Origin of the sequence: Cellulosimicrobium sp. NPDC057127 (assembly GCF_042670945.1) — a bacterium.
In the GTDB taxonomy this organism is placed as follows: domain Bacteria; phylum Actinomycetota; class Actinomycetes; order Actinomycetales; family Cellulomonadaceae; genus Cellulosimicrobium.
In genome coordinates this window covers 256,885-281,698 of the sequence record NZ_JBHUUP010000002.1, presented here as the reverse complement: position 1 = coordinate 281,698, position 24,814 = coordinate 256,885, and the positions used below count along the sequence as shown (strand labels likewise).

General features: G+C 74.4%; 24 protein-coding genes. 12 read left to right on the top strand and 12 right to left on the bottom strand.

The window, feature by feature from the left end:
- Nucleotides 1-187: 187 nt before the first annotated feature.
- The 3 genes from ACFTZA_RS03015 to ACFTZA_RS03005 all read left to right on the top strand — a co-directional run bounded on the left by ACFTZA_RS03015 (nt 188) and on the right by ACFTZA_RS03005 (nt 4,291).
- Nucleotides 188-2,476 carry a HelD family protein gene (locus tag ACFTZA_RS03015; RefSeq protein ID WP_378190594.1) on the top strand — a complete coding sequence of 763 codons (2,289 nt, stop codon included), beginning with the start codon at nt 188-190 and terminating at the stop codon, nt 2,474-2,476.
- A 90-nt stretch (nt 2,477-2,566) separates the two neighbouring features.
- Nucleotides 2,567-3,766, top strand: coding sequence for a phosphoglycerate dehydrogenase (gene serA, locus ACFTZA_RS03010; RefSeq protein WP_378190592.1), 1,200 nt, complete (start codon nt 2,567-2,569; stop codon nt 3,764-3,766).
- Between the two features lie 90 nt (nt 3,767-3,856).
- Complete coding sequence (locus tag ACFTZA_RS03005; RefSeq protein WP_378190590.1) at nt 3,857-4,291, top strand: pyridoxamine 5'-phosphate oxidase family protein; 435 nt, start codon at nt 3,857-3,859, stop codon at nt 4,289-4,291.
- A 41-nt stretch (nt 4,292-4,332) separates the two neighbouring features.
- Here ACFTZA_RS03005 and ACFTZA_RS03000 read toward each other — a convergent pair whose 3' ends face one another.
- Entirely contained in the window at nt 4,333-4,524 is a 192-nt protein-coding gene (locus tag ACFTZA_RS03000; protein WP_378190588.1) for a DUF5302 domain-containing protein, read from the bottom strand.
- Nucleotides 4,525-4,669: 145 nt separating this feature from the next.
- On the opposite strand from ACFTZA_RS03000, the gene ACFTZA_RS02995 reads away from it, so the two are divergent.
- On the top strand, nt 4,670-5,713 hold the full coding sequence (locus ACFTZA_RS02995; RefSeq protein ID WP_378190586.1) for an aldo/keto reductase: 1,044 nt from the start codon (nt 4,670-4,672) through the stop codon (nt 5,711-5,713).
- Between the two features lie 25 nt (nt 5,714-5,738).
- Here ACFTZA_RS02995 and nrdR read toward each other — a convergent pair whose 3' ends face one another.
- Both nrdR and ACFTZA_RS02985 read right to left on the bottom strand, forming a co-directional pair.
- Nucleotides 5,739-6,314 (bottom strand): transcriptional regulator NrdR, encoded by a 576-nt coding sequence (nrdR, locus tag ACFTZA_RS02990; RefSeq protein ID WP_378190584.1) that lies wholly within the window; start codon nt 6,312-6,314, stop codon nt 5,739-5,741.
- Nucleotides 6,315-6,740: 426 nt separating this feature from the next.
- A complete protein-coding gene (locus tag ACFTZA_RS02985; protein WP_378190582.1) occupies nt 6,741-7,115 on the bottom strand; it encodes a LysM peptidoglycan-binding domain-containing protein in 375 nt (124 codons plus the stop codon).
- Nucleotides 7,116-7,425: 310 nt separating this feature from the next.
- Between ACFTZA_RS02985 and lexA the strand changes: the two genes are divergently transcribed.
- The gene (lexA, locus tag ACFTZA_RS02980; RefSeq protein ID WP_378190580.1) at nt 7,426-8,184 is read left to right on the top strand and encodes a transcriptional repressor LexA; all 759 of its coding nucleotides are present in this window, start codon (nt 7,426-7,428) and stop codon (nt 8,182-8,184) included.
- 1 nt (nt 8,185) lies between these two features.
- On the opposite strand, the gene ACFTZA_RS02975 is transcribed toward lexA, so the two are convergent.
- The 3 genes from ACFTZA_RS02975 to hflX all read right to left on the bottom strand — a co-directional run bounded on the left by ACFTZA_RS02975 (nt 8,186) and on the right by hflX (nt 13,024).
- Nucleotides 8,186-9,205: an L-lactate dehydrogenase gene (locus tag ACFTZA_RS02975; protein WP_378190578.1), complete on the bottom strand. Its 1,020-nt coding sequence runs from the start codon at nt 9,203-9,205 to the stop codon at nt 8,186-8,188.
- A 26-nt stretch (nt 9,206-9,231) separates the two neighbouring features.
- Complete coding sequence (locus tag ACFTZA_RS02970) at nt 9,232-11,352, bottom strand: ATP-dependent DNA helicase (protein ID WP_378190576.1); 2,121 nt, start codon at nt 11,350-11,352, stop codon at nt 9,232-9,234.
- Nucleotides 11,353-11,476: 124 nt separating this feature from the next.
- Complete coding sequence (gene hflX, locus ACFTZA_RS02965) at nt 11,477-13,024, bottom strand: GTPase HflX (RefSeq protein ID WP_378190574.1); 1,548 nt, start codon at nt 13,022-13,024, stop codon at nt 11,477-11,479.
- Nucleotides 13,025-13,177: 153 nt separating this feature from the next.
- Here hflX and ACFTZA_RS02960 point away from each other — a divergent pair, with 153 nt between their 5' ends.
- Nucleotides 13,178-13,837: a class I SAM-dependent methyltransferase gene (locus ACFTZA_RS02960; protein WP_378190572.1), complete on the top strand. Its 660-nt coding sequence runs from the start codon at nt 13,178-13,180 to the stop codon at nt 13,835-13,837.
- Nucleotides 13,838-13,856: 19 nt separating this feature from the next.
- Here the strand turns inward: ACFTZA_RS02960 and dapF are convergent, their stop codons facing one another.
- Genes dapF through ACFTZA_RS02945 form a run of 3 tightly spaced genes read right to left on the bottom strand, consistent with a single transcriptional unit; the run spans nt 13,857 to nt 16,473 of the window.
- Nucleotides 13,857-14,870 carry a diaminopimelate epimerase gene (gene dapF / locus ACFTZA_RS02955; protein ID WP_378190570.1) on the bottom strand — a complete coding sequence of 338 codons (1,014 nt, stop codon included), beginning with the start codon at nt 14,868-14,870 and terminating at the stop codon, nt 13,857-13,859.
- Nucleotides 14,867-15,889, bottom strand: a complete 1,023-nt coding sequence (miaA, locus tag ACFTZA_RS02950; RefSeq protein ID WP_378190568.1) for a tRNA (adenosine(37)-N6)-dimethylallyltransferase MiaA — start codon at nt 15,887-15,889, stop codon at nt 14,867-14,869. Before miaA ends, dapF begins: the two co-directional genes overlap by 4 nt.
- Complete coding sequence (locus tag ACFTZA_RS02945; RefSeq protein ID WP_378190566.1) at nt 15,886-16,473, bottom strand: hypothetical protein; 588 nt, start codon at nt 16,471-16,473, stop codon at nt 15,886-15,888. The genes miaA and ACFTZA_RS02945 overlap by 4 nt, the downstream gene beginning before the upstream one ends.
- Before the next feature lie 74 nt (nt 16,474-16,547).
- On the opposite strand from ACFTZA_RS02945, the gene ACFTZA_RS02940 reads away from it, so the two are divergent.
- On the top strand, nt 16,548-17,135 hold the full coding sequence (locus ACFTZA_RS02940) for a YbjN domain-containing protein (protein ID WP_378190564.1): 588 nt from the start codon (nt 16,548-16,550) through the stop codon (nt 17,133-17,135).
- On the top strand, nt 17,132-17,644 hold the full coding sequence (locus ACFTZA_RS02935) for a YbjN domain-containing protein (RefSeq protein WP_378190561.1): 513 nt from the start codon (nt 17,132-17,134) through the stop codon (nt 17,642-17,644). Before ACFTZA_RS02940 ends, ACFTZA_RS02935 begins: the two co-directional genes overlap by 4 nt.
- 20 nt (nt 17,645-17,664) lie before the next feature.
- Here ACFTZA_RS02935 and miaB read toward each other — a convergent pair whose 3' ends face one another.
- Nucleotides 17,665-19,326 carry a tRNA (N6-isopentenyl adenosine(37)-C2)-methylthiotransferase MiaB gene (gene miaB / locus ACFTZA_RS02930; RefSeq protein ID WP_378190559.1) on the bottom strand — a complete coding sequence of 554 codons (1,662 nt, stop codon included), beginning with the start codon at nt 19,324-19,326 and terminating at the stop codon, nt 17,665-17,667.
- Between the two features lie 102 nt (nt 19,327-19,428).
- Here miaB and ACFTZA_RS02925 point away from each other — a divergent pair, with 102 nt between their 5' ends.
- The 4 genes from ACFTZA_RS02925 to ACFTZA_RS02910 all read left to right on the top strand — a co-directional run bounded on the left by ACFTZA_RS02925 (nt 19,429) and on the right by ACFTZA_RS02910 (nt 22,890).
- Entirely contained in the window at nt 19,429-20,253 is an 825-nt protein-coding gene (locus tag ACFTZA_RS02925; protein WP_378190556.1) for an amino acid ABC transporter ATP-binding protein, read from the top strand.
- A gap of 77 nt (nt 20,254-20,330) precedes the next feature.
- Nucleotides 20,331-21,200, top strand: coding sequence for a glutamate ABC transporter substrate-binding protein (locus ACFTZA_RS02920; protein ID WP_378190553.1), 870 nt, complete (start codon nt 20,331-20,333; stop codon nt 21,198-21,200).
- Nucleotides 21,201-21,292: 92 nt separating this feature from the next.
- Nucleotides 21,293-21,982, top strand: a complete 690-nt coding sequence (locus tag ACFTZA_RS02915; RefSeq protein WP_378190551.1) for an amino acid ABC transporter permease — start codon at nt 21,293-21,295, stop codon at nt 21,980-21,982.
- Nucleotides 21,979-22,890 carry an amino acid ABC transporter permease gene (locus ACFTZA_RS02910; protein WP_378190549.1) on the top strand — a complete coding sequence of 304 codons (912 nt, stop codon included), beginning with the start codon at nt 21,979-21,981 and terminating at the stop codon, nt 22,888-22,890. Before ACFTZA_RS02915 ends, ACFTZA_RS02910 begins: the two co-directional genes overlap by 4 nt.
- A gap of 24 nt (nt 22,891-22,914) precedes the next feature.
- Here the strand turns inward: ACFTZA_RS02910 and ACFTZA_RS02905 are convergent, their stop codons facing one another.
- Both ACFTZA_RS02905 and recA read right to left on the bottom strand, forming a co-directional pair.
- A complete protein-coding gene (locus ACFTZA_RS02905; protein ID WP_378190547.1) occupies nt 22,915-23,382 on the bottom strand; it encodes a regulatory protein RecX in 468 nt (155 codons plus the stop codon).
- 134 nt (nt 23,383-23,516) lie between these two features.
- A complete protein-coding gene (gene recA, locus ACFTZA_RS02900; protein WP_378190545.1) occupies nt 23,517-24,635 on the bottom strand; it encodes a recombinase RecA in 1,119 nt (372 codons plus the stop codon).
- Between the last annotated feature and the right edge of the window lie 179 nt (nt 24,636-24,814).

Here is a 24,814-nt window from a genome sequence, read left to right as displayed (position 1 = left end):
CCATGGCCCCCGATCCTAGCCGTCCGTGCGGCATGAGCGGTGTCGACGCGGTCCGGCCGGCGTTCGGACGGTGTCCGGACGACGGCCGGACGACGGCCGGACGACGGCCGGACGACGGCCGGACGACGGCCGGACGACGGGTCGCGCGGCCGGGAGCGGGCCCGGACAGGCCGGCGCGTGCGCCATAATGGACGGCCGCGCCGGCGGCCGGCGCGGCGCGGGAGGCGGCGCGGGAGCGCGACGAAGGGACAGCGTGGGACGTTCGGACGAGCTCAGGCTCGAGCAGGAGGTCGTGGACACCCTCTACGCGCGCCTGGACGAGCTGCGCGCCGCCGCCCGGGGGCGGCTGGACCGCGTGCGGCGCTCCGGGCCCTCCGGGTCGCCCCAGAACCGCAGCGAGCGCGACGCGTTCGCGACGCTGTACGAGGACCGCGTCGCTCAGCTCGACGCGGTGGAGGACCGGCTCGCGTTCGGGCGCCTCGACCTGGACGACGGCACCCGGCGCTACGTCGGGCGCATCGGCCTCACCGACGCCGAGCACAGCAGCCTCCTCACCGACTGGCGGGCGCCCGCGGCGCAGGCGTTCTACCGCGCGACCGCGGCCCGGCCCGACGGCGTCGTGCGGCGCCGGCACCTCGTCACGCAGCGACGCAGCGTGACCGGGATCGAGGACGAGCTCCTCGACCTCGACGCGAGCGCGGACGTCGCGGGCTCGACGCTCTCCGGCGAGGGCGCGCTCCTCGCCGCGATGGCCGCCGGGCGCACCGGCCGCATGGGCGACATCGTGGCGACGATCCAGTCCGAGCAGGACACGATCATCCGTTCCGAGCTCGGCGGTGCGCTCGTCGTGCAGGGCGGACCGGGCACGGGCAAGACGGCCGTCGCGCTCCACCGCGCCGCCTACCTGCTGTACGCGCACCGGCGCGTGCTCGAGCGCTCCGGCGTGCTGCTCGTGGGCCCGAGCCACTCCTTCCTGCGCTACATCGACCAGGTGCTCCCGTCGCTCGGCGAGACGGGCGTGGTGAGCACGACGGTCGCCGACCTGCTGCCCGGGCTCGTCGCGGACGGTGACGAGCACCCGCACGTCGCGCGCGTCAAGGGCCGCGCCGTCATGGCCGACGTGGTCCGTCGCGCCGTGCGCGCGCGCGAGCGCGTGCCGGCGGCGGACGTGCCGTTCCGCCTCGACGGCCGCGACCTCGTGGTCCGGCGGCGCGACGTGCGCGACGCGATCGCGAAGGCGCGCCGGACGCACAAGCCCCACAACCTCGCCCGGGTGGGCTTCGTCCGCGACATGCTCGCGCGCCTGGCCGACCAGTACGCCGCCGCGCTCGGCGAGCCGCTCGCCGGCGAGGACCGCTCCCTCGTCCTGGAGGACCTGCGCGCGCACCGTGACGTGCGCGTGGCGCTCAACCTCGCGTGGCTGCCCATCGCCCCGGAGCGGCTCGTCGAGGACCTGTACGTCAAGCCGCACCGGCTCGCGGAGGCGGCCCCCGAGCTCTCGGCGGCGGAGCGGCAGCTGCTCGCCCGGCCGAAGGGCGCGCCCTGGACCCCGGCCGACGTCCCGCTGCTCGACGAGGCCGCCGAGCTCCTCGGCGAGGACGACCAGGCCTCGCGCGCCGAGGCCGCGGCGCAGGCCGCGCAGCGCGCGCAGGACCTCGAGTACGCGCGCCAGGTGCTCACCTCGTCCGGCGCGGGCGGCGGCCTGGTCGACGCCGAGGTGCTCGCCGGACGGTTCGCGGCGACCGGGCCCCGCCTGACGACGGCCGAGCGCGCCGCGCAGGACCGGACCTGGACCTACGGCCACGTCGTGGTCGACGAGGCGCAGGAGCTGTCGGCGATGGCGTGGCGCATGCTGGTCCGGCGCTGCCCCACCCGGTCGTTCACCATCGTCGGCGACGTCGCGCAGACGTCCTCCCTCGCGGGGGCACGGTCGTGGGCCGCGGCGCTCGACCCCGTGCTGCGCGACGGCTGGCGCCTCGCGGAGCTCACCGTCAACTACCGCACGCCCGCCGCCGTGGCCGACGCCGCACGCCGCGTCGCCGTCGCCGCCGGGCTGCCCGTCTCCCCGCTCACCTCGGCCCGCGAGGTCGAGGGCTCGCTGCGGGTCGTCCCGGTCGGTGCGGAACCGGGCGCGCTCCTCGACGTCGTGGGACGCGAGGTCGAGGCGGTCCGCACCGAGTTCGTCGCGGCCGGCGCGGGCCGTGTCGCGGTGGTGGCGGTCCCCGCGGTGGCGGCCGCCGTGCGCGCCCACCTGGGCGTGGCCGACGACGACCCGGACGCCCCGGTGGTCGTGCTCGACCCGGTGCAGGCCAAGGGTCTGGAGTTCGACGCCGTGGTGCTCGTCGACCCCGCCGCGGTGGCGGCCGGCGAGTCCGGGGCGTCGGACCTCTACGTCGCGATGACGCGGCCCACGCAGCGGCTCGTGGTGGTGCACGCCGACGAGCTGCCGGCCGGGCTGGCCGCACCGACCGCCTGACGCCGCGCGGCCCGCTCCGCCGCGCGCCCGCGCCGTCCGAGGGTCAAGACCCGTTTGGTCCACCGCGCGGACGAGGCGCACCATGGTGACGTGCTACGCGCCCTCCTCCTCGAGAACCTCCACCCCCTCGCCGCCTCGAACCTCGAGGCGGCGGGCATCGACGTCACCGTCCGCACCGGTGCGCTCGACGAGTCCGAGCTCGTCGAGGCGCTCCAGGGCGTCCACCTGCTCGGCATCCGGTCGAAGACGAACGTCACCGCGCACGTGCTCGAGAACGCACCCGACCTCGTCGCGCTCGGCGCGTTCTGCATCGGCACGAACCAGATCGACCTGCGCGCCGCCGCGACGCAGGGCGTCGCCGTCTTCAACGCGCCGTTCCAGAACACGCGGTCCGTCGTGGAGCTCGCGCTCGCGGAGATCATCGCGCTCACGCGCCGCCTGACCGAGCGCGACCGCGCGCTGCACGACGGCGTGTGGGACAAGTCGGCCACGGGCGCGCACGAGGTGCGCGGGCGCACGCTCGGCATCGTCGGCTACGGCAACATCGGCACCCAGCTGTCGGTCGTCGCCGAGAACCTCGGCATGTCGGTCGTCTTCTACGACACCGCCGAGAAGCTGGCCCTGGGCAACGCGCGGCGCATGGACACGCTCGACGAGCTGCTCGAGACCGCCGACGTCGTGACGCTGCACGTCGACGGACGCACCGGCAACGCGGGCATGTTCGGCGCCAAGCAGTTCGCCCGCATGCGCCCGGGCGCGATCTTCCTCAACCTCTCGCGCGGCTTCGTCGTCGACTACGACGCGCTGCGCGAGTCGATCCTCGCGGGTCACGTGGCGGGGGCGGCGGTCGACGTCTTCCCCGAGGAGCCCAAGCGCAAGGGCGACGCGTTCGACTCGGAGCTGCGCGGCCTGCCGAACGTCATCCTCACGCCGCACATCGGCGGCTCCACCGAGGAGGCGCAGGAGGCGATCGGGCAGTTCGTCTCGACGAAGCTCCGTGACTACCTGACGACGGGCTCGACGACGCTCAGCGTCAACGTGCCGAACCTCGCCCTCGAGCAGACGACCGGCATCACCCGCATCACGCACCTGCACCGCAACACGCCCGGCGTGCTCGCCGCCGTCAACGCCACGCTCGCGGAGCACGGCACGAACATCGAGGGCCAGCTGCTGGCCACGCGCGGCGACCTCGGGTACGTGGTGACCGACGTCGGCTCGCGCGTCGAGCCGGCCGTGGTGGAGGCGCTCGCCGCGATGGACCAGACGATCGCCCTGCGCGTCCTCGACTGATCCCGGGCTGGTCCTCGGCGGGGCGAAGGTCCTTCCCGCCGAGGTCCGACGCCCGCTCGCCGTCACGGCGCGCAGGCGTCAGCATGAGGTATGACCGGGTACTCGCAGGACGCCGCGACGGCGCTCGACGCGCAGGAGTGCTGGACGCTCGTCGCCGGGACGCGCGTCGCCCGGCTCGCGGTGAGCGTGGGCGGCGCCCCCGACATCTACCCCGTGACGGTGCGCGCCGTCGGCGACGTCCTCGGTTTCCGCACGGTGCCGGGCACGAAGCTGGCCTCCCTCGTGACGAACGCCCGCGTCGCGCTCGAGTGGGACGAGGTCACGCCGGACGCCGCGTGGAGCGTCGTCGTCCGCGGCACCGCCCGCCGTCTCGAGACCGCGCGCGAGGTCGCCGCCCTGGGGCCCCCGGACGGCGACGACGCCCTCGTCCCGTTCGTGGACGTGCCCACGGAGGAATGGGTACGCGTCGAGCCGCAGGACGTCAGCGGACGTCGGTTCCGACGCCGACCGGACGGGATGGCGTAGACGGGAGCGCCCAGGGCCCGTGCGGACCCTGGGCGAGGCCCTCAGCCGGACTTGCGGCGGAACGTGCGCTGGACGGGGCCGACCGTCTCCGAGCCGTGCACCGCTCCGGTGTTCTTCCCGCCGTCAGCGCTGCGGTGCCGGGCGGCGTTCTTGCGGTCCAGCGCCTCCCGGAACTTCGCGCGGGCCTCCTCGCTCGGGCCGGTCGGGGTGGGATGCTGCTCGTCGGACGCCATGGCGGTCTCCTCGGGTCGATGGTCGGTGGCGGCCCGTCGACGAGCCGTCCACCGCCCGCCCAGCGTGCCCCACCGGCCGTGCGCGGCGCCAGCGCAATTGCGCCGGGCCCCGTCCGGTGACACGGTCCTCGGGTAGCGTCGTGGAGTGACCGCACCGACGCCCCCGCCCGGCCCGGGGCTCCCGCACCGCCGCCTCGGCCGCAGCGGACTCAGGCTGCCCGTCGTGTCGCTCGGGCTGTGGCAGAACTTCGGCCACGCCGACCCCGTGGCGAACCAGCGCGAGATCGTGCTGCACGCCGTGGAACGCGGCGTCACGCACCTCGACCTCGCGAACAACTACGGCCCGCCGGGCGGCGCGGCCGAGGAGACGGTGGGACGCCTGCTCGCCCGCGAGCTGCGTCCGGTGCGGGACGAGCTCGTCGTGACCACCAAGGCCGGCTACCGCATGGGTCCCGGCCCGTACGGTGAGGGCGGGTCGCGCAAGTACCTGCTCTCCTCGCTCGACGCCTCGCTGCGCCGGCTCGGGCTCGACCACGTCGATGTCTTCTACAGCCACCGGTTCGACCCGTCGACGCCGATCGCCGAGACCGTCGGCGCGCTCGCCACCGCGGTGCGCTCCGGTCGCGCGCGCTACGCGGGCATCTCCTCCTACTCGGCCCGGCGCACGCTCGAGGCCCTCGCGGTCGCCGCGGACGTCGGTGTCGACCTCGTCGTGACGCAGGTCTCGTACTCGATGCTCAACCGCTGGATCGAGGAGCCCGACACGTCGGGGCGCAGCGTGCTCGACGTGGCGAGCGGCGCCGGCATGGGCGTGGTCGCCTTCTCACCGCTCGCCCAGGGCATGCTCACCGACCGGTACCTGCGGGGCACTCCGGACGGCTCGCGCGCCGCGCGCGGCGGCCCGCTGCGCCCGGAGTTCCTCTCGCCGGAGAACCTCGACCACGTGAGGCGCCTCGACGCGCTCGCTCGCGCCCACGGGCGTCCGCTCGCGCGCACGGCGATCGCCTGGGCGATGCGCGACCCGCGCGTCACGACCGTCCTCGTCGGCGCGCGCACGACCGCCCAGCTGGACGACAGCCTCGCGGCCCTCGACGACGCCCCGCTCTCCGCCGAGGAGGTCGCGGCCGTGGCGGCGATCCCGCCCGACACCGGCATCAACCTCTGGGCCTCGCGGTCGAGCGACCTCTGACCGCACGGCGCTGTCGCGCGGACCGTCAGCGCGTCGTGGCCGTCTCGCCCGCGGCGGTGTCGCTGCCTGCGGTCGTCCCGGCCCCGCTCGCCGGGGGCTCGCCCGCGTCGCCCGGGCCGCGGTCGGCGCCGGCTGCCCGCGCCTCGGCCCGCTCGGCCCGGTCCACGCGCAGCGACGTGATCGCGCTCTCGAAGTCCTCGAGCGAGTCGAACGCCTGGTAGACGCTCGCGAACCGCAGGTACGCGACCTCGTCGAGCTCTCGCAGCGGGCCGAGGATCGCGAGACCGATCTCGTACGCGTCGAGCTCGGCGCTGCCGCTGGCACGGATCGTCTCCTCGACGCGCTGCGCGAGCAGCGCGAGGTCGTCCTCGTTCACGGGACGGCCCTGGCACGCCTTGCGGACGCCGGTGACGATCTTCTCGCGGGAGAAGGGCTCGGTGACCCCGGAGCGCTTGACGACGGACAGGCTCGCCGTCTCGATGGTGGTGAACCGACGCTGGCACTGCGGGCACTGCCGGCGGCGGCGGATCGACGCACCGTCGTCGGACGTGCGCGAGTCGACGACGCGGGAGTCCGCGTGGCGGCAGAACGGGCAGTGCATGGCGGTCTCCTCGAGCAGGGGTCGCCGTACCGGCGCACGCGCGCGGCAGGGCGCGACGAACGTATGCCGTCGCGAGGCGACGGCGCAACACGCCGCGCGGCACGACGGGCGGCTCGTCGACGTCCTGCGGACGGGCGCACCCGCGGGCGCAGCAGAACGGGGGCGGCCGTTGCCGACCGCCCCCGTCGGGACGCCCCCGTCCCCATCTCGCGCGCGACTCGCCTCGCGCGCGGCGACGTGCTCAGGAGTCGCGATCTCGCGCGCCCTCCTCCCTCCTGCCCGGCCCCCCAGCCCGGCGTGTGAGGTAGCACTAACTTAGGGCTCCCTAAGGCAGAGCGCAAGCCCCGCGCGCGATCGACCGGGCGGACCACCCGACGTCGCCGCGCTGCGACGGGAGCCGGGTGCCGCCGCACGCAGGTGCGGCGGTCAGGGCTCGACCGGCAGCAGGAGACGCTGGCCCGTGACGAGGCCCGACGACGACAACCCGTTGAGCTCTGCGAGCCGCGCCACCACGTCACGCACGTCGTCCCCCGGGCCGGCGAGCTGCTGCGCGTGCCCCCAGAGGGTCTCCCCGGCCGTCACGACGTGAACGCGGACCTCGACCGGCTCGCCCGGCGCCCCGGCGACGGCGACGCCCGCGCGCACGGCGAGCAGCGCGACCGCGACGACGAGGAGCACCAGGACGAGCCGCCCCCGGCGGGTGAGGCGCAGCGTTGCCGCCCCGCCGCGCGGCGGCACGCCCGCGCGGCGAGACCCGTGGGCGGATGATGGGTAGGCCCACGTCGTGGTCGTGCTGGTCATCTCGATCTCCGTCCCGCCCCGCGGGGCCGGAGCGCCTTCCCCGGTCGCTCCGGCCCCGCACGGCACGTCGTCGACCTGGCGAGGTCGAACACCTGTACGTAGAACACCTGTACGAATGTCTACCACGATCCGCCGACACAGTCGAGTGCCTGTCGAACAGGTGTTTGATTCGCGCGGCTCTCTCCCCTAGCCTGGGACCAGGCCGCTTCGCCGGACATGTCCGTCCGGCGAGGGCGCCACGGACGGGACGGCCGCAGGTGCCCCGCCGACGGCGAGCAGCGCCGCCGGCGGGACGACGAGGGAGACGACGATGGCGGGACGAGGCAGGGACACGAGCGGCGGGCTCGCCGAGGTGCGGGAGCTGCCGGACGGCACCGCCGGCGAGGACGGCCTCACGCCGCGCCAGCGCCTGGTCCTCGAGACGATCCGCTCCTGCGTCGAGACGCGCGGCTACCCGCCGAGCATGCGAGAGATCGGCGAGGCCGTGGGTCTCACGAGCCCGTCCTCCGTCAAGCACCAGCTCACGACGCTCGAGCGCAAGGGCTTCCTGCGGCGCGATCCCCACCGCCCGCGCGCGATCGAGGTCGTGCACCCGGCCGCGGCGTCGGAGGACGCACCGCGGACGGCGCTGACGGCCGTGGACACGGTGGCCGCGCCCGCGCCCGCGGTCGCCGTGCACGACGAGGCCCACCCGACCCCGTCGTTCGTGCCCGTCGTGGGCCGCATCGCCGCCGGCGGTCCCATCCTCGCGGAGCAGGTCGTGGAGGACGTCTTCCCGCTGCCGCGCCAGCTCGTGGGCGACGGCGAGCTGTTCCTCCTGCGGGTCCAGGGCGACTCGATGGTCGACGCGGCGATCTGCGACGGCGACTGGGTGGTCGTCCGGCGGCAGAACGTGGCGGAGAACGGCGAGATCGTCGCCGCGATGATCGACGGCGAGGCCACGGTGAAGACGTTCAAGCGCGCCGACGGCCACGTCTGGCTGCTGCCGCACAACGCGTCCTACGAGCCCATCCTCGGCGACGAGGCACAGGTGCTCGGCCGGGTCGTGTCGGTGCTGCGCAGCCTCTGACTCAGAGCCCGAAGCGCCGCGCCGCCGCCCGCAGCGACTCGGCCGACGCCTGCAGGCCCGCGAGCTCGTCGGCGGCGAGCGGCACCTCCACCCGCTCGACGGCACCACGACGGTCGACCAGCGTCGGCAGGGACAGGCACACGTCGTCGATCCCGTGGTCGCCGTCGAGCAGCGTCGACACGGGCAGGATGCGGTGCTCGTCGCCGAGCACGGCCTCGATGATGCGCGTGCCCGCCAGCCCCACGGCGTAGTTGGTCGCGCCCTTGCCCTCGATGATCCGGTACGCGGACTGCACGACCTCGCGCGCGATCTCGTCGCGGACGTCCTCGGTCAGCGCGGGACGACCGCTCAGGCCGGACCAGTCCAGGAGCGGAACACCGCCGATGGTCGCGGAGCTCCACAGCGGGATCTCGCTGTCGCCGTGCTCGCCGGCGACGTAGGCGTGCACGTTCTGGACCGCGACGCCGCACTGCTGCGCGACGAGGAAGCGCAGTCGTGAGGAGTCGAGGACCGTCCCGCTGCCGAACAGCTGCTGCGGGGCCAGCCCGGAGATCTTGAGCGCCGCGTAGGTCACGATGTCGACGGGGTTGGTGACCATGACGTAGACGGCGTCCGGCGCGACCTCGACGAGGCCGGGGAGGATCGACCGCATGAGACCGATGGTCGTCCCGGCGAGATCGAGGCGCGTCTGCCCCGGCTTCTGCTTCGCGCCGGCGGTGACCACGACGACGTCCGCCCCCGCGCACACGGCGACGTCGTCGGACCCCTCGACACGCGCCATCGGCATGAACTGGATGCCGTGCTGCAGGTCCAGCACCTCGGCCTCGACCTTCGCGCGGTTCACGTCGAGCATCGCGACGGTCCGGGCCGCGCCGCGCATCAGTGCGGCGTAGGCGAGGGTCGACCCGACCGCGCCGGCGCCGACGATCGCGAGCTTCGTGGTGCGCGACCCGGGGGTCCCCGCACCGGCCCCGGCCGGGGTCGGGCGCGTGCCGTCGTGGTCCTGCGGTGCCGTGCTCATCCTGCCTCCGTCTCGTCGGTCCGGGGTCAGCCTAGGGCGACGAGACGGCGCAGCGCAGCGGTGGCGACGTCTCGGTCGGTCGTCTGCCAGAACTCCGGCATCGAGCGGGTGAGGAACGTGCCGTAGCGCGCCGTCGCGAGTCGCGGGTCGAGCACGGCCACCACGCCGCGGTCGCTCGTGGAGCGCACGAGCCGGCCGGCACCCTGCGCGAGCAGCAGCGCGGCGTGCGTCGCGGAGACCTGCATGAACCCGTTGCCCCCGGCCGCCTCGACCGCGCGCGCCCGCGCGGAGCGCACCGGGTCGTCCGGTCGCGGGAAGGGGATGCGGTCGATGAGCACGAGCTGGCACGACGGACCGGGGACGTCCACTCCCTGCCACAGGGAGAGGGTGCCGAACAGGCACGTCGCGGGATCCTCGGCGAACTGGCGCACGAGTGTGGGCAGCTGGTCGTCGCCCTGGCACAGCACGGGCACGTCGAGCCGCTCGCGCATCGCCTCGGCGGCCGCGACCGCGGCCCGTCGCGAGGAGAACAGGCCGAGAGTGCGCCCACCGGCCGCCTCGACGAGCGCGGCGATCTCGTCGAGCTGGTGCTCGGTCGCCGCCTCCCGGCCGGGCGTCGGCAGGTGCTTGGCGACGTACAGGATCCCCTGCCGGGCGTAGTCGAAGGGGCTGCCCACGTCCATCCCGCGCCACGGCGGGCTGTCGTCGTCGGTGCCCGGGCCGCCGAGGCCGAACGTGCGCGCGACGGCGTCGAACGTCCCGCCCAGCGCGAGCGTGGCCGAGGTGAAGACGCCCGTGCGCTCGGTCAGCAGGTGCGTGCGGATGAGACCGGAGACGCCGAGCGGCGCGGCGTGCAGCCGGCTCGCGCCCTCGCCGAAGCGGTCCGGCGACGACCACGCGCCCTCCCCCGGGCGCGAGCACCACAGCACGTCGTGCCCCGTGGGGTCGGCGGCCATGCGCTCGGCGACCTCGAACAGCTGGAGGACGGCCGACTGCGCCATCTTCAGCCCCGTGTCGGGCGTCGCGGGCTTCGTCGCGCCGGTCTCCGGCTTGAGCCGCGTGAGCACCTCGCGCGCAGCGTCGCGCACTGCGGCGACGGCCGTGCGCGCACCCTCGGGCAGCCCCTCGGGGAAGCGCTCGGCGGGGAGCGCACCGACGACGGTGCCGAACGCGGCCGAGGCCGCGTCGAGCGCCTCGGTCGTCACCCCACCGTGACGCCGGGCGAGCCGCGCGGCGCCCTCGATCGCCGGGACGGACAGGTCGACCGTCGCCGCGGCGGTCACGCGGTCGGCGAGCTCGTGGGCCTCGTCGACCACGAGCACGTCGTGCTCCGGCAGGACCCCGGGCGAGCCCATGGCGGCGATGCCCAGCATCGCGTGGTTCGTCACGACGACGTCGGCCTCGCGCGCCGACGCCCGGGCCCGTTCGGGGAAGCACTCCGCGAGCAGCGGGCAGCGCTGGCCGAGGCACTCGAGCGCCGTGACCGACACCTGGCGCCACGCCTTGTCGCTCACGCCGGGCACGAGGTCGTCCCGGTCCCCGGTGCCCGTCTCCTGCGCCCACTCGCGCAGACGCACCACCTGCTCCCCGAGGGATGCCGCGCCCGCATCCCCACGGGCCGGCGGATGGTCCGCGGCACCGGCCGACTCCCCCGGCAGGTCGAACAGCGTCGGCTCATCGGACGGGTAGCCGCCCGCGATCTTGTGCAGGCACAGGTAGTTGTGCCACCCCTTGAGCAGCGCGATCGTCGCCGGCCGGGGCAGCTCGTCCCCGACGGCCTCCGCGACGAGGGGCAGGTCGCGCGTGATCACCTGGCGCTGGAGCGCGAGGGTCGCCGTCGACACGACGACGCGCTCGTCCGTGGCGACCGCGTGCCGCACGGCGGGCACGAGGTAGCCGAGCGACTTGCCGGTGCCGGTGCCCGCCTGGACCACGAGGTGCTCGCCCTCGTGGATCGACCCGGCGACGGCGCGCGCCATCGCGTGCTGCCCGTCGCGGCGGGCCCCGCCGAGGCGCCCGACCGCCAGGTCGAGCAGGGTGTCCACGTCCGGCACACCCGCCAGCGTCGCGGCGTCGCGCGGCGCGACGGCGTCCGCCTCCGCCGTGTCGTCGGCGGAGCGGGGCGAGGCGGGCGGGGCGGGCGGCACCCGCCGAGTCTACGGTCGGGCACCGACCTCTCCCGCGCCCGGTGGCGTCCTTGTGGAGGACGCACGACGGGCCGCGCGCAGGACCGGACCGTGCGCGCGGCGCCGTCGGGACGGCGGTACGGCCTCAGGCGCGGACCGCGGCCCCCGTGAGCTCGGCGGCGAGCGCCTCCGCGACGCGTCCGCGCAGCAGCGTGCCCTCGGCCGTGTGCTCCTCGTGGTCGATCTCGCCCTCGGTGTGCACACGGTGCACGAGGTCGCCGCGGCTGTAGGGCACGACGACGTCGATCGTGACGTCCGGGCGGGGCAGCTCGCGCGCGATGAGGGCGCGCAGCTCCTCCACGCCCTGGCCCGTGTGCGCCGAGACCACGACGGTGCGCGGCTCACGGCGCCGGATCCGGTCGACCACCTCGGGGTCGGCGACGTCGGCCTTGTTGAGCACGACCACCTCGGGCACGTCCTCCACGCCCGGGATGTCGGCGAGCACGTGCCGCACCGCGGCGATCTGGCCCTCCGGGTCCGGGTGGGACGCGTCGACGACGTGCAGCAGCAGGTCGGAGTCGCCGACCTCCTCGAGCGTGGAACGGAACGCCTCGACGAGCTGGTGCGGCAGCGCGCGCACGAAGCCGACCGTGTCGGCGAGCGTGTAGACGCGCCCGTCCTCGGTGCGGGTGCGCCGGACCGTCGGGTCGAGCGTCGCGAACAGGGCGTTCTCGACGAGCACGCCGGCGCCGGTGACCGCGTTGAGCAGGCTCGACTTGCCCGCGTTGGTGTAGCCCGCGATCGCGACGGACGGGACCGCGTGCCGCCGGCGCGACGAGCGCTTCGTCTCCCGCCCGGGCGCCATCGCGGCGATCTCGCGCCGCAGCTTGGCCATGCGGTTGCGGATGCGGCGGCGGTCGAGCTCGATCTTCGTCTCGCCCGGGCCGCGCGAGCCCATGCCGGCGCCCGCGCCACCGACCTGCCCGCCGGCCTGCCGCGACATCGACTCGCCCCAGCCGCGCAGGCGCGGCAGGAGGTACTCGAGCTGGGCGAGCTCGACCTGGGCCTTGCCCTCCCGGGACTTCGCGTGCTGCGCGAAGATGTCGAGGATCAGCGCGGTCCGGTCGACGACCTTGACCTTGACGATGTCCTCCAGCGCGCGGCGCTGCGACGGGGCGAGCTCGCCGTCGACGACGACCGTGTCCGCGCCGGTCGCGGCGACGACGTCCGCCAGCTCCTCGGCCTTGCCGGACCCGAGGTACGTGCCGGGGTCGGGCTTCGCGCGCTTCTGGATCACGCCGTCGAGCACCTGGGAGCCCGCCGTCTCGGCGAGGGCAGCCAGCTCCCGCAGGGAGATCTCCGCCTCCTGCGCGGTCCGCGCCGCGCCGTCCTCGCGGGGGTCGTTGCCAGGGCTCCACAGCCCGACGAGCACGACCTTCTCGAGGCGCAGCTGCCGGTACTCGACCTCGGTGACGTCCTGGAGCTCGGTCGACAGGCCCGCGACGCGGCGCAGCGCGCTGCGCTCGGCGAGGTCGAGCTGCTCGCCGTCGTGCTGCGCGTGGACCGTGCCGCCCTCGGCGCGCGCCGTCCCGGCCCGAGCGAGCACCCGCGCCACGACGTCGCTCGCGAGGTCCCGCGGCACGTCGGCCGGCTCCTGGTGAGCCGTCGTGGGGTTCGCAGGGGTCTGGGTCATGTGCCGCCTTCCGTCGGTTCCGGACACGTGCTGCGTCCAGGTGGTGCAACAAGCGTGGCACGGGTTTTCGTCCCGGAGCCAGCGCTTTCCCCCGCCGGCCCCTCGCGCCCGGGTGCGGTGCGGTCCCGGGAGCGCGCCGTAGGATCGGCCCTCGTGAGCGACGAGCCGGACCACTACTTCACCGCGCGCCCCGCCTCGCCGGCGGAGCGCCGCACCCTCGCGGTGCGCCTCGCGGGCCGGGACGTCGAGGTTGAGGTCGCGTCCGGCGTCTTCTCCCCCGGGCGCCTCGACCTGGGGACTCAGGTGCTGCTGCGAACCGTGCCGCCGCTCGACGAGGCCCTCGCCGCGACGGCCGCGACCGCTGCCCCCGCCCACGTGCTCGACCTGGGCTGCGGCTGGGGTCCGGTCGCGCTCACCATGGCGCTCGAGGCGCCCGCGGCGACCGTCTGGGCGGTCGACGTCAACGAGCGCGCGCTCGACCTCGTGCGCCGCAACGCCGACCGCCTGGGCCTGCCGGGCGTCCGCGCCGTGACACCGGACGAGGTGCCCGACGACGTCGCGCTCGCCGCGCTGTGGTCCAACCCGCCGATCCGCGTGGGCAAGGACGTGCTCCACGCGATGCTGCTGCGCTGGCTCCCGCGGCTGGCCCCCGGCGCGAGCGCGCACCTCGTCGTGCAGCGCAACCTCGGCGCCGACTCGCTGCAGCGCTGGCTCGCGGAGCACCTGGAGCGCCCGCTGCCGGGAGTGCGCGTGGACCGGGCGGCGAGCGCGAAGGGGTTCCGGGTGCTCGAGGTCGTGGCCCCGGTGGTCTGAGGGGCGACCAGGCGCCGCCTCACCGCGCCGGGGCGACCGCACCCTCGTCGGACGACGTGTCCGCCGCCTCGTCCCCCAGGTCCCCCGCGTCCCCCGCGTCCCGCGCGGGGCCACCGTCCGCGAGCAGCGCGGCGAGGTCGATCTCTCCCGACCAGACGAGCTCGGCCGGCCCGGCGAGCTCGACGTGGTCCCCGGCGAGCGCCCGCACCCGCACCGTCCCGCCGGGGACGTCGACGAGCCACGTGTCGGGGGCGTCCTGGCCGCCCCAGACGCGCACCGCGAGCGCCGCGGCGCACGCGCCCGTGCCGCACGACGGCGTCTCCCCCACCCCGCGCTCGTGCACGCGCATCCGCACGTGGCCGACGACCGTCCCGTCGTCCGCGACCGTCTCACCGAGCGGGACGACGAGCTCGACGTTGGTGCCGCGCGACGGCACGGGCTCGACCACGGGCGCTCGGGTGAGGTCGGCGTCGTCGAGCAGGGAGTCGTGGGCGAGCGCGAGCACGGTGTGCGGGTTGCCGAGGTCGAGGCTCAGGGCCGGGCGCGGGACCTCCCAGCCCCGCACGACGACGGTCGCGTCGTAGCCGTCGCGCAGCGCGTCGCGCCCTCCGGGCAGGTACCACCGGCCCATGTCGACGGCGTACCAGCCGTCGTCCTCCTTGCGCACGCGCTTGACGCCCGCGCGCGTGCCGACCGGCACCTCGGTGCCGCCGGCGAAGCTCACCAGCCCCAGGCGCTCGGCGAACGCCGCGAAGACGCGGACGCCGTTCCCGCACATCTCCGCGACGGACCCGTCGGCGTTGCGGTAGTCCATGAACCAGATGGCGTGCGGGTCCTCGGCCAGCACGTCGTGCGACTCGGGCACGAGGGCCGTCGGCACGAGCCGGATCACGCCGTCGGCGCCCACCCCTGCGCGCCGGTCCGCGAGCGCCCGGACGAGCTCGGGGGTGAGGTCGAGCTCGCCGGTCGTGTCGGCGAGGAGCACGAAGTCGTTCCGGGTCCCGTGGCCCTTGGTGAACCGGGTGCGCGTCATGAGCCCAGACTACGGCGCACGGGTGTGCCCGCTCCTGCCGCGTCGGGACCGCCCGGCGGCCGGTCGCCCGCGTCCGCGGCGGCGACGAGCGAGAGCGCGTCCTCGACGAGCGTCGGCGACTGCGCGTCGAGCCAGCGCACCCGTGGGTCGCGCCCGAACCAGCCCATCTGCTTGCGCGCGAGGCGCCGCGTGTTCGCGGCGACGGCCTCGCGCGCGGCGTCCTCGCTCGTCTCCCCGCGCAGGTGCGCGAGCACCTCGGCGTACCCGACGGCGCGCCGCGCGGTGCGCCCCATGCCCGCGGCGTCGAGGCGGCGCACCTCGTCGACGAGGCCCTCGGCCCACATGCGCTCGACCCGGCTCGCCACGCGCGCGTCGAGCACGGCGCGGTCGCAGTCGAGCCCGATCTGCACGGTGGGGCGCACGTACTCCTGGCTCGGCAGGTTGGCGGTGAACGGCTCGCCCGTCAGCTCGATGACCTCGAGCGCCCGGACGACGCGCCGCGTGTTGGCGGGCCCGATGCTCGCGGCGGCGCCGGGGTCGAGGCGGGCGAGCTCGTCGTGCAGGGCGCGGGTGCCCTCGCGCTCGGCACGCTCCTCGAGGACGGCGCGCACGGCGGGGTCCGTGCCGGGGAAGCGCATGTCGTCGAGCAGCGCCCGCACGTACAGGCCCGATCCCCCGACGACGACGGCGCGGGCGCCGCGGGCGGCGACGTCGTCGAGCACCGACCGCGCCGCCTCCTGGTACCGCGCGACCGACGCGTCCTCGGCGGGCTCGAGCACGTCGAGCAGGTGGTGGCGCACCCCGCGGCGCTCGGCCTCGGGCACCTTGGCCGTGCCGACGTCCATCCCGCGGTAGAGCTGGTAGGCGTCGGCGTTGACCACCTCGGCGGCCGCGCCGGGCTCCCCGAGCCGCTCGGCGAGGTCGAGCGCGAGGTCGGACTTCCCCGTGGCGGTGGGACCGACGACGGCGACGACGACGGGCCCCCGGTTCTCGGCCGGCAGGTCGTGCTCGCGGTTCACCCGCAGAACGGTACCGGTGGCGTCGTCCACCGCACGACGTCGTAGGCCGGGCCGTCGTCGACGCCCGGGTACGTCGTCCGCTCCCGCTCGTCGCCCGGCGCGGCGAAGCCGTCGAGCACGGCCTCCAGGGCCGGGCAGCGCGGGTCGTGCGCGACGACGACCGTCGCGCCCTCGACGCGCAGCCCTCGCCCGAGGGCCGCGGCCTCCGCACGGTCGACGCCGGTGCCGAGCTCGACGACGTCGGCGGAGCCGTGGCGCCCTGCCGCGGCGAGCGCGAGGAGCGCGACGGCGGCGCCGGGCGACGCGGCGCGCACCCCCGGTTCCTCGGGGGGCGACGACGCTGACCACGCCGGGTCGGCCCATGCCGGCGCGACGCCGAACGCGGCGACCGACGCCGAGGCCGGCCCGCGCACGAGGTCGCCCCCGGGACCACCCGCCGCGACCACGACCGGCGCGCCGTGGGCGGGCAGCGCGCGCAGCGCGTCCAGGACGGCCCGGCGCACGGCGACGAGCACCTCGGCACGACCGGCGGCGCCCGGGACCAGCAGGGGCGTGGCGGGCAGGACGACGGCGCGCAGGGTCACGCCCACACCGTAGCGAGACCGCGGCGGGCGGCGACCGGGCGACGTGCCGCACCGGGCACGAGTACGGTGGGACGGTGAGGTTCTTCGGTGAGCGCGACGACGACCGGCAGGAGGACGGTCCGACGCCCGCCCCGTCGGGAGGCGGGACGGACGGCGACGAGGCGCTGCGGTCCCAGGTGGAGGAGCTGCTCGAGCGCGAGCTCGGCCAGGTCGTGACGGAGGACCGGCGCGTGCCGACCCCGCTCGCTCTCGACCGCGTCGTCGGGTGGATCAACGACTGCGGGTACAGCTACTTCGTGGACTCCGACGGCGACGTCGGGGGCCTGTGGCACGGCCGCCTGTTCTACTTCCTGCTCTTCGGCAAGAGCGACGAGATCCTCCAGGTGCGGGGTCAGTGGAACCGGGACCTCGCGATCGAGCGGCTCGAGGAGGTGCTCGAGTTCTGCAACGAGTGGAACGCGGACCGCATCTGGCCCAAGACCTACACGCGCGTGCGCGACAACGGCATGATCCAGGTGTTCACCGAGGTGACCGTCGACCTCGAGCACGGGGTGACGGACGACCAGCTCGACCAGCTCCTCCAGTGCGGGCTGAGCACCGGGTCCATGTTCTTCGACGCGCTCGACGAGTACTACCCGGACCCGGCGAGGCAGGCGCCGTGAGCGCGGCACGCACCGGGTGGTTCGCCCGCCTGTTCGGCAACCGCCGACCGAAGCCGCCCGAGCAGGCCGCGGGCCTCGGCGAGGTGCCGCGGCCGCTGTCCATGTCGCGCGTCGGCGACCACCTCACCCGGCGCGGCTACCACTTCCGCGTCGACGACGACGGCGACATCACCGGCACCTGGGACGGGCACCGCTTCTGGTTCCTCCTGCTCGGCGAGCGCTCGGAGATCCTGCAGATCCGCGGCCGCTGGTCCACGACGCTGCCCGTCGAGGCGCGGCTGCCGACGCTCCAGGCCGTCAACGACTGGAACCGCGAACGCATCTGGCCGAAGGTCTACGTCCGCGAGGAGGCGGGCCGCCTCGCGGTGTACGCGGAGGTGTCCGTGGACCTCGAGCACGGCGCGACCGACGCGCAGCTCGCCCAGACGGTCTCGTGCGGCCTCGGGACCGCCGTACAGCTGTTCCAGGCGGTCGCGGCCCACCTGCCGCCGGGCGTCGTCGAGGACTGAGCCTCCGGCTGCGCCCGGGCTCAGCGACGGACGGCCGGCAGGCCCAGGGAGACCGGGCCGGCGGGCGCAGCCCCGCCGTGCCCGTGCCCATGGTCGTCGGCACCGCCCAGGCGGGCCCGCTCGCGCGCGACCCACGCGTCGCCCGACCGCGTGCGCCGCACGGCGAACGAGCCGCCCGCGAGCGCCGAGTCGGCGATGAGGTGGTGGGGCGCGGACCGCGTGACCTCCACGGTCACGACGTCGCCAGGGCGCGGCAGCCGTGCGTCGACCGTCTCCGCGAGGCGCGGGTCGTCGGCGACGTGCGCGGCGTCCGAGCGCGCGTCGCCGACGGACGCCGCAGGGGCGACGTCGGCGGGGAGCGCGAGGTGCACGAGCCGGTTGTCGGGTGCGCGGCCGGTGACGCGGTGCGTCGCGCCGTCCTTGCGACCCGTGCCCTCGCCGACGAGCACGTCGACGGTACGCCCCACCTGGCGCGCCGACTCCTCGCCGGCGATCCGCTCCTGGAGGGCCTGGAGGCGCTCGTAGCGCTCCTGCACGACCTCCTTGGGGAGCTGGCCCTCCATGGTCGCCGCGGGCGTGCCCGGCCGCGGCGAGTACTGGAACGTGAACGCCGAGGAGAACCGCGAGGCCTCGACGACGCGCATCGTCTCCGCGAAGTCCTCCTCCGTCTCGCCGGGGAACCCGACGATGATGTCGGTCGTGATCGCGGCGTCAGGCATCGCCGCGCGCACGCGGTCGAGGATGCCGAGGAAGCGCTCGGACCGGTAGGACCGGCGCATCGCGCGCAGCACGCGGTCGGAGCCCGACTGGAGCGGCATGTGCAGCTGCGGCATCACGTTGGGCGTCTCGGCCATGGCCGCGACGACGTCGTCGGTGAACGCCGCCGGGTGGGGCGAGGTGAAGCGCACGCGCTCGAGCCCTTCGACGGTGCCGCACGCGCGCAGGAGCTTGGCGAACGCGCCGCGGTCGCCGAACTCGACGCCGTAGCTGTTGACGTTCTGGCCGAGCAGGGTGACCTCGATGGCACCGGCCTCGACGAGCGCGCCCACCTCGGCGAGCACCTCGCCCGGACGACGGTCGCGCTCCTTGCCGCGCAGGTGCGGCACGATGCAGAACGTGCACGTGTTGTTGCAGCCGACGCTGATGGACACCCAGCCGGCGTAGACGGACTCGCGCCGTGTGGGCAACGTGGACGGGAAGACCTGCAGCGACTCGGCGATCTCCACCTGCGCCGCCTCGTTGTGCCGCGCGCGCTCGAGCAGCACGGGCAGCGCGTCGAGGTTGTGCGTGCCGAACACGACGTCGACCCAGGGCGCCTTCTCGACGATCGTGCCGCGGTCCTTCTGCGCGAGGCAGCCGCCGACCGCGATCTGCATGCCCGGTCGCTGCGCCTTGACCGAGGCGAGCTGGCCCAGGTTGCCGTACAGGCGCGTCGCGGCGTTCTCGCGCACCGCGCACGTGTTGACGACCACGACGTCCGCCCGGTTCGCCGCCTCGTCCTCGGCGCTGGCGCGCGTGTAGCCGGCCTGCTCCAGCATGCCCGCCATGTGCTCGGAGTCGTGGACGTTCATCTGGCAGCCGAGCGTGCGCACCACGTACGTGCGGGCGGCGCGCCCGGGCGCCGTGGTCTCGGACGGCACGGCCTCGGCGGTCGGAACGGGGGCGGGGGCGATCGTGGACATCACCGCCCAGGGTACGGCGCGCCCGTGCATGTTACGGAACTGTTGCCCGACTGTTGCCCGATCGGGTGGCACCCCGCAACACACTGGTCCTATGGTCCAGGGATGGCCGACGAGAGCTCTTCGCCGTCCGGCGCGCACGGGAGCGCGCAGGACGTCCAGCACAGCACGCCCCCGAGCGCCCCCGACCTCGGAGCCCCTCTCGTCGAGCTGCGCGGGGTGAACAAGCACTTCGGCGACCTGCACGTGCTCCAGGACATCGACCTCACGGTGCGCCGCGGCGAGGTCCTCGTCGTGATCGGGCCCTCGGGCTCGGGCAAGTCGACCCTCTGCCGTGCGATCAACCGTCTCGAGACGATCGACACCGGCGAGATCCGCATCGACGGCGAGCCGCTGCCCGAGGAGGGCAAGGCGCTGGCGCGCCTGCGGGCCGACGTCGGCATGGTGTTCCAGGCGTTCAACCTCTTCGCGCACAAGACGATCCTCGAGAACGTGACGCTCGGTCCGGTGAAGGTGCGTCGGGAGAAGTCCAAGGACGCCAAGGAGCGCGCCCTCGCGCTGCTCGACCGCGTCGGCGTGAAGAACCAGGCGCAGAAGATGCCGGCCCAGCTCTCCGGCGGGCAGCAGCAGCGCGTCGCGATCGCACGCGCCCTCGCCATGCAGCCCAAGGTCATGCTCTTCGACGAGCCGACGTCGGCGCTCGACCCGGAGATGATCAACGAGGTCCTCGACGTCATGGTCGCGCTCGCCGCCGAGGGCATGACGATGATCGTCGTGACGCACGAGATGGGATTCGCGCGCAAGGCCGCGAACCGCGTCGTGTTCATGAGCGACGGCCAGATCGTCGAGGAGGCGCCCCCCGAGGAGTTCTTCACGGCCCCGCGCAGCGACCGCGCCAAGGACTTCCTCTCCAAGATCCTCACCCACTGACGTCCGCCAGCCCCCACACCGGGCGTCCTCCGAGGCACACCTCGGCAGGCGACCACCTCTCACGAAGGGTACGAACGATGCGCACACGACACGCAGGCGCCGCCGTCCTGGCCGCGCTGACGGCTCTCACGCTCGCCGCGTGCGGCGACAGCAGCGAGATCGGGGCGGACAGCACGACGACCGACCCCGAGCAGGCCGACACCAACGACGCCGAGGACACCATCCGCATCGGCATCAAGTACGACCAGCCTGGCCTCGGGTACCAGGAGGGCAGCGAGTACACCGGCTTCGATGTCGACGTCGCCACCTACGTCGCCGAGCAGCTCGGGTACTCCGAGGACCAGATCGAGTGGGTCGAGGCGCCGTCCGCCCAGCGCGAGACCATGCTCCAGACCAACCAGGTCGACATGATCTTCGCGACGTACTCCATCACCGACGAGCGCAAGGAGTCGGTGGCGTTCGCCGGACCCTACTTCGTCGCCGGGCAGGACCTCCTCGTCGCCGAGGACAACACCGACATCACCGGGCCGGAGTCGCTCGAGGGCAAGAACCTGTGCTCCGTCACGGGCTCGACCTCCGCCCAGCGCATCAAGGACGAGTACGCCGCCGGCGTGCAGCTCCTCGAGCGCCCCGGCTACGCCGAGTGCGTCACCGCGCTCACGGCCGGTCAGGTCGACGCGGTGACCACGGACGACATCATCCTCGCCGGCCTCGCGGCCCAGCCCGCGAACCAGGGGAAGGTCAAGGTCGTCGGCGAGCCGTTCTCCACCGAGCGGTACGGCGTGGGCCTGCCCCAGGACAACGACATCTGCGAGGACGTCAACACCGCGATCGAGCAGATGATCGAGGACGGTTCGTGGGAGGAGTTCGTCAGCTCGAACACCGAGGGCACCGGATACACGCCGAACGCGAACGAGAACCCGCCGTCGGTCGACCCCTGCGCCTGATCCAGGTCCCGAGGGGAGCGGCGCACCGCGCCGCTCCCCTCGCCTGCCCGTCGCGGCCCTGAGGCCGCTCGCCACCCGGAGGAAGAGGAACCGTGGGTGACTACCTGTCCCAGATCGCCGAGCTCTTCACGCAGTACGACGTCGTCGGCGCGTTCTGGGTCAACATCCAGCTGACGTTCTGGGCCGCGATCCTCTCGCTCCTGCTCGGCACCGTGCTCGCGCTCATGCGGATCTCCCCGATCGCGAGCCTGCGGTGGGCCGGCACGGCGTACGTCAACGTCCTGCGCAACACGCCGCTGACGATCATCATGACCTTCATGGTCCTCGGGATCTGGACGCAGCTGCAGATCAGCCTCGCGCCGGACTTCGCGTCGAACTTCTTCCGCTTCGCCGTCGTGGGCCTGACCGTCTACCACGCCGCGTTCGTGTGCGAGGCCATCCGGTCCGGCGTCAACACGGTCCCCCTGGGCCAGGCCGAGGCCGCGCGGGCGATCGGGCTGCCGTTCCTCCCGGCCGCGCGGCTCATCATCCTGCCCCAGGCGTTCCGCGGGGCGATCGCCCCGCTGGGCAACACCCTCATCGCCCTGCTGAAGAACTCGACCGTCGCCGTCGCGGCGAGCGTCTCGACCGAGACCGCGACGCTCATGCGGGAGATGATCGAGAACAACTCGAGCGTCATCTTCGCGATCTTCTTCATGTTCGCGCTCGGGTTCGTCATCCTCGTCATCCCGATCGGCCTCCTCACGACGTCCCTCTCGACCCGTCTGGCGGTGCGCCGATGAGCTCCCAGCAGTCCGTCCTGTTCGACGCACCCGGCCCGCGCGCACGGCGCCGGATCGCGATCGGCAACGTCGTGGGCGCGGCCGTCGTCCTCGGCATCGCGGTGCTCGTGCTGCTCGAGCTGGAGCGCAAGGGCCAGCTCTCGTGGGACCTGTGGGGTCCGGTGTTCACCGCGAACGCCTGGGAGAACTACTACCTCCCCGGCCTGCAGAACACGTTGCGGGCCGCCGGCTTCGCCATCGTGGGGGCGGTCGTGTTCGGGCTGCTCTTCGGGTCCGGACGCCTGTCCCACCTGCGGGTGCTGCGGTGGCTGTGCGGGATCGTGGTGGAGTTCTTCCGCGCCGTGCCCGTGCTGCTCCTCATGATCTTCTTCTGGCTGCTCTTCGGCTTCGGCGACGTGCCCAACCCGTCGTTCCTCGCCGTCGTGCTCGCGCTCGTGCTGTACAACGGCTCAGTCATCGCCGAGCTCGTGCGGTCGGGCGTCGGGAACCTGCCCCGCGGTCAGAGCGAGGCCGGGCTCGCGGTCGGGCTCACGCGCGGGCAGACGCTCCGCTCGATCCAGCTCCCGCAGGCCCTCATCGCGATGTTGCCGGCGCTCGTCTCCCAGCTCGTCGTCGTGCTCAAGGACACCGCGCTCGGCCAGATCATCGTCTACTCGGAGCTCCTGCGCGCCGCCCAGATCTTCGGCAACGGCAACGGCAACAACCTGCAGTCCCTCACGATCGCCGCGGTCGTGTTCATCGTCATCAACTTCCTGCTGACGACCCTCGCGCAGTGGCTGTCACGGTTCCTCAAGGGACGCACGGCCGGGGCGACGGCGACCGGTCCGGGCGTCGACAACCCGACGATCCCCGCCGAGGGAGGCCAGGTGGTCACGGCCGGCGGCGACGGCGGTCGCCCGGGGCGCTAGCGCTACCCCTGCGCCGAGGAGCCGTCACCACGGCCCGTCGACGTCGTCACCGTCGCTCGCCTCGCGGTCGAGCTCGCGCTGCACGACCTCGAACGCCAGCGACGGCGAGTACCCCTTGCGGGCCAGCGCCCCGACGGCACGGCGGATCCGCACGTCCCTGTCGAGGCCGGTGGTGCGTCGCAGCCGCGTCCGCGCGAGCTCGTGCGCCGCGTCGACCTCCGAGTCGTCGTCGACCTGCTCCAGCGCGGCGGCGGACGTCTCCTCGTCGAGACCGCGCCGGCGCAGCTCCGTCGCGATCGCGCGCCTGGACAGACCGCGCTCGCCGTGGCGGGTGCGCACGAGCATCTCGGCGTAGGACGTGTCGTCGACGAGGCCGACGTCCTCGAACCGGTCGAGGAGCGGGGTGACGACCCGTTCGGGGTAACCCTTGCGGCCGAGGGACTGCGCGAGCTCGGCCCGGCTCTTCGGCGCCGCGGTGAGGACACGCAGCACGGTCTCGCGCGCCCGCTCCGCCAGCTCGGCGTCGGAGATCTCGCCGCTCTCGACGAGCTCGTGCAGGGACGGGCGCGAGCGCCGCGCGGAGGGCGTGCCCCCCGCGCGGCGCTCGCGCGCCCGCTCGTCGCCCGTCAGAACGGCGACTTCTTCCCCTTCGCCGCCGCGGTGGCGGGTGCCTTGCCCGCGGCGGGGGCGGCTGCGGCGTCGTCCGGTGCCGACGCGCCCGCGGCCGCGTCGGCCGGTGCGTCGACCCGGGCGCCGACGCCGAGCTTCTCCTTGATCTTCTTCTCGAGCTCGTTCGACAGGTCCGGGTTGTCGCGCAGGAACGCGCGCGCGTTCTCCTTGCCCTGGCCGAGCTGGTCCCCGCCGTAGGTGAACCACGACCCCGACTTGCGCACGAACCCGTGCTCGACGCCCATGTCGATGAGACCGCCCTCACGGGAGATGCCGACGCCGTAGAGGATGTCGAACTCGGCCTGCTTGAACGGCGGCGCCATCTTGTTCTTCACGACCTTGACGCGCGTGCGGTTGCCGACCGCGTCCGTGCCCTCCTTGAGGGTCTCGATGCGGCGGATGTCGAGGCGCACCGAGGCGTAGAACTTCAGCGCCTTGCCACCGGTCGTGGTCTCGGGCGAGCCGAAGAAGACGCCGATCTTCTCGCGGAGCTGGTTGATGAAGATCGCCGTGGTGCCCGAGGCGCTCAGCGCACCGGTGATCTTGCGCAGCGCCTGGGACATGAGGCGCGCCTGGAGGCCGACGTGGCTGTCACCCATCTCGCCCTCGATCTCGGCCTTCGGCACGAGCGCCGCGACGGAGTCGATGACGATGATGTCGAGCGCGCCGGAGCGGATCAGCATGTCCGCGATCTCGAGCGCCTGCTCGCCCGTGTCCGGCTGCGAGACGAGCAGCGCGTCCGTGTCGACGCCGAGCTTCTTGGCGTACTCCGGGTCGAGCGCGTGCTCGGCGTCGATGAACGCCGCGATGCCGCCGGCACGCTGTGCGCTCGCCACGGCGTGCAGCGCGACCGTCGTCTTGCCGGACGACTCGGGGCCGTAGACCTCGATGACGCGACCGCGCGGCAGGCCGCCGATGCCGAGCGCGACGTCCAGGGCGATCGAGCCGGTGGGGATCACGTCGACGGGAGCGCGCCCCTCGTCCCCGAGGCGCATCACGGAGTTCTTGCCGAAGCTCCGGTCGATCTGGGCGAGAGCCGCCTCGAGCGCCTTCTCGCGGTCTGCGGGTGCGGGCATGTCGGTCACCTTCGTGGACGGGGCACCCGGTGCGGTCACCGGACGCCGTGCTCTTTCGCCGGGGCCCACGGCCCCGACCGTTCAGGTCTGTCGTTCGTCGTGCCCGACAGTACGGGCAGCCACCGACACCCTCCCCCGGCGGCCTGCGGGCCTGTGGACCGTCGCGGCGGACCGTGCGC

Excerpts from the sequence above, each read along its gene's own strand:
- ACFTZA_RS02910 (WP_378190549.1), top strand. The coding sequence starts at position 21,979 with ATGAGCTCCCAGCAGTCCGTCCTGTTCGACGCACCCGGCCCGCGCGCA.
- ACFTZA_RS02985 (WP_378190582.1), bottom strand. The coding sequence starts at position 7,115 with ATGACCAGCACGACCACGACGTGGGCCTACCCATCATCCGCCCACGGG.
- nrdR (WP_378190584.1), bottom strand. The coding sequence starts at position 6,314 with ATGCACTGCCCGTTCTGCCGCCACGCGGACTCCCGCGTCGTCGACTCG.
- ACFTZA_RS02975 (WP_378190578.1), bottom strand. The coding sequence starts at position 9,205 with ATGAGCACGGCACCGCAGGACCACGACGGCACGCGCCCGACCCCGGCC.
- lexA (WP_378190580.1), top strand. The coding sequence starts at position 7,426 with ATGGCGGGACGAGGCAGGGACACGAGCGGCGGGCTCGCCGAGGTGCGG.
- ACFTZA_RS03015 (WP_378190594.1), top strand. The coding sequence starts at position 188 with ATGGACGGCCGCGCCGGCGGCCGGCGCGGCGCGGGAGGCGGCGCGGGA.
- miaB (WP_378190559.1), bottom strand. The coding sequence starts at position 19,326 with ATGTCCACGATCGCCCCCGCCCCCGTTCCGACCGCCGAGGCCGTGCCG.
- ACFTZA_RS02920 (WP_378190553.1), top strand. The coding sequence starts at position 20,331 with ATGCGCACACGACACGCAGGCGCCGCCGTCCTGGCCGCGCTGACGGCT.
- dapF (WP_378190570.1), bottom strand. The coding sequence starts at position 14,870 with ATGACGCGCACCCGGTTCACCAAGGGCCACGGGACCCGGAACGACTTC.
- recA (WP_378190545.1), bottom strand. The coding sequence starts at position 24,635 with ATGCCCGCACCCGCAGACCGCGAGAAGGCGCTCGAGGCGGCTCTCGCC.
- ACFTZA_RS03005 (WP_378190590.1), top strand. The coding sequence starts at position 3,857 with ATGACCGGGTACTCGCAGGACGCCGCGACGGCGCTCGACGCGCAGGAG.
- hflX (WP_378190574.1), bottom strand. The coding sequence starts at position 13,024 with ATGACCCAGACCCCTGCGAACCCCACGACGGCTCACCAGGAGCCGGCC.
- ACFTZA_RS03000 (WP_378190588.1), bottom strand. The coding sequence starts at position 4,524 with ATGGCGTCCGACGAGCAGCATCCCACCCCGACCGGCCCGAGCGAGGAG.
- ACFTZA_RS02925 (WP_378190556.1), top strand. The coding sequence starts at position 19,429 with ATGGCCGACGAGAGCTCTTCGCCGTCCGGCGCGCACGGGAGCGCGCAG.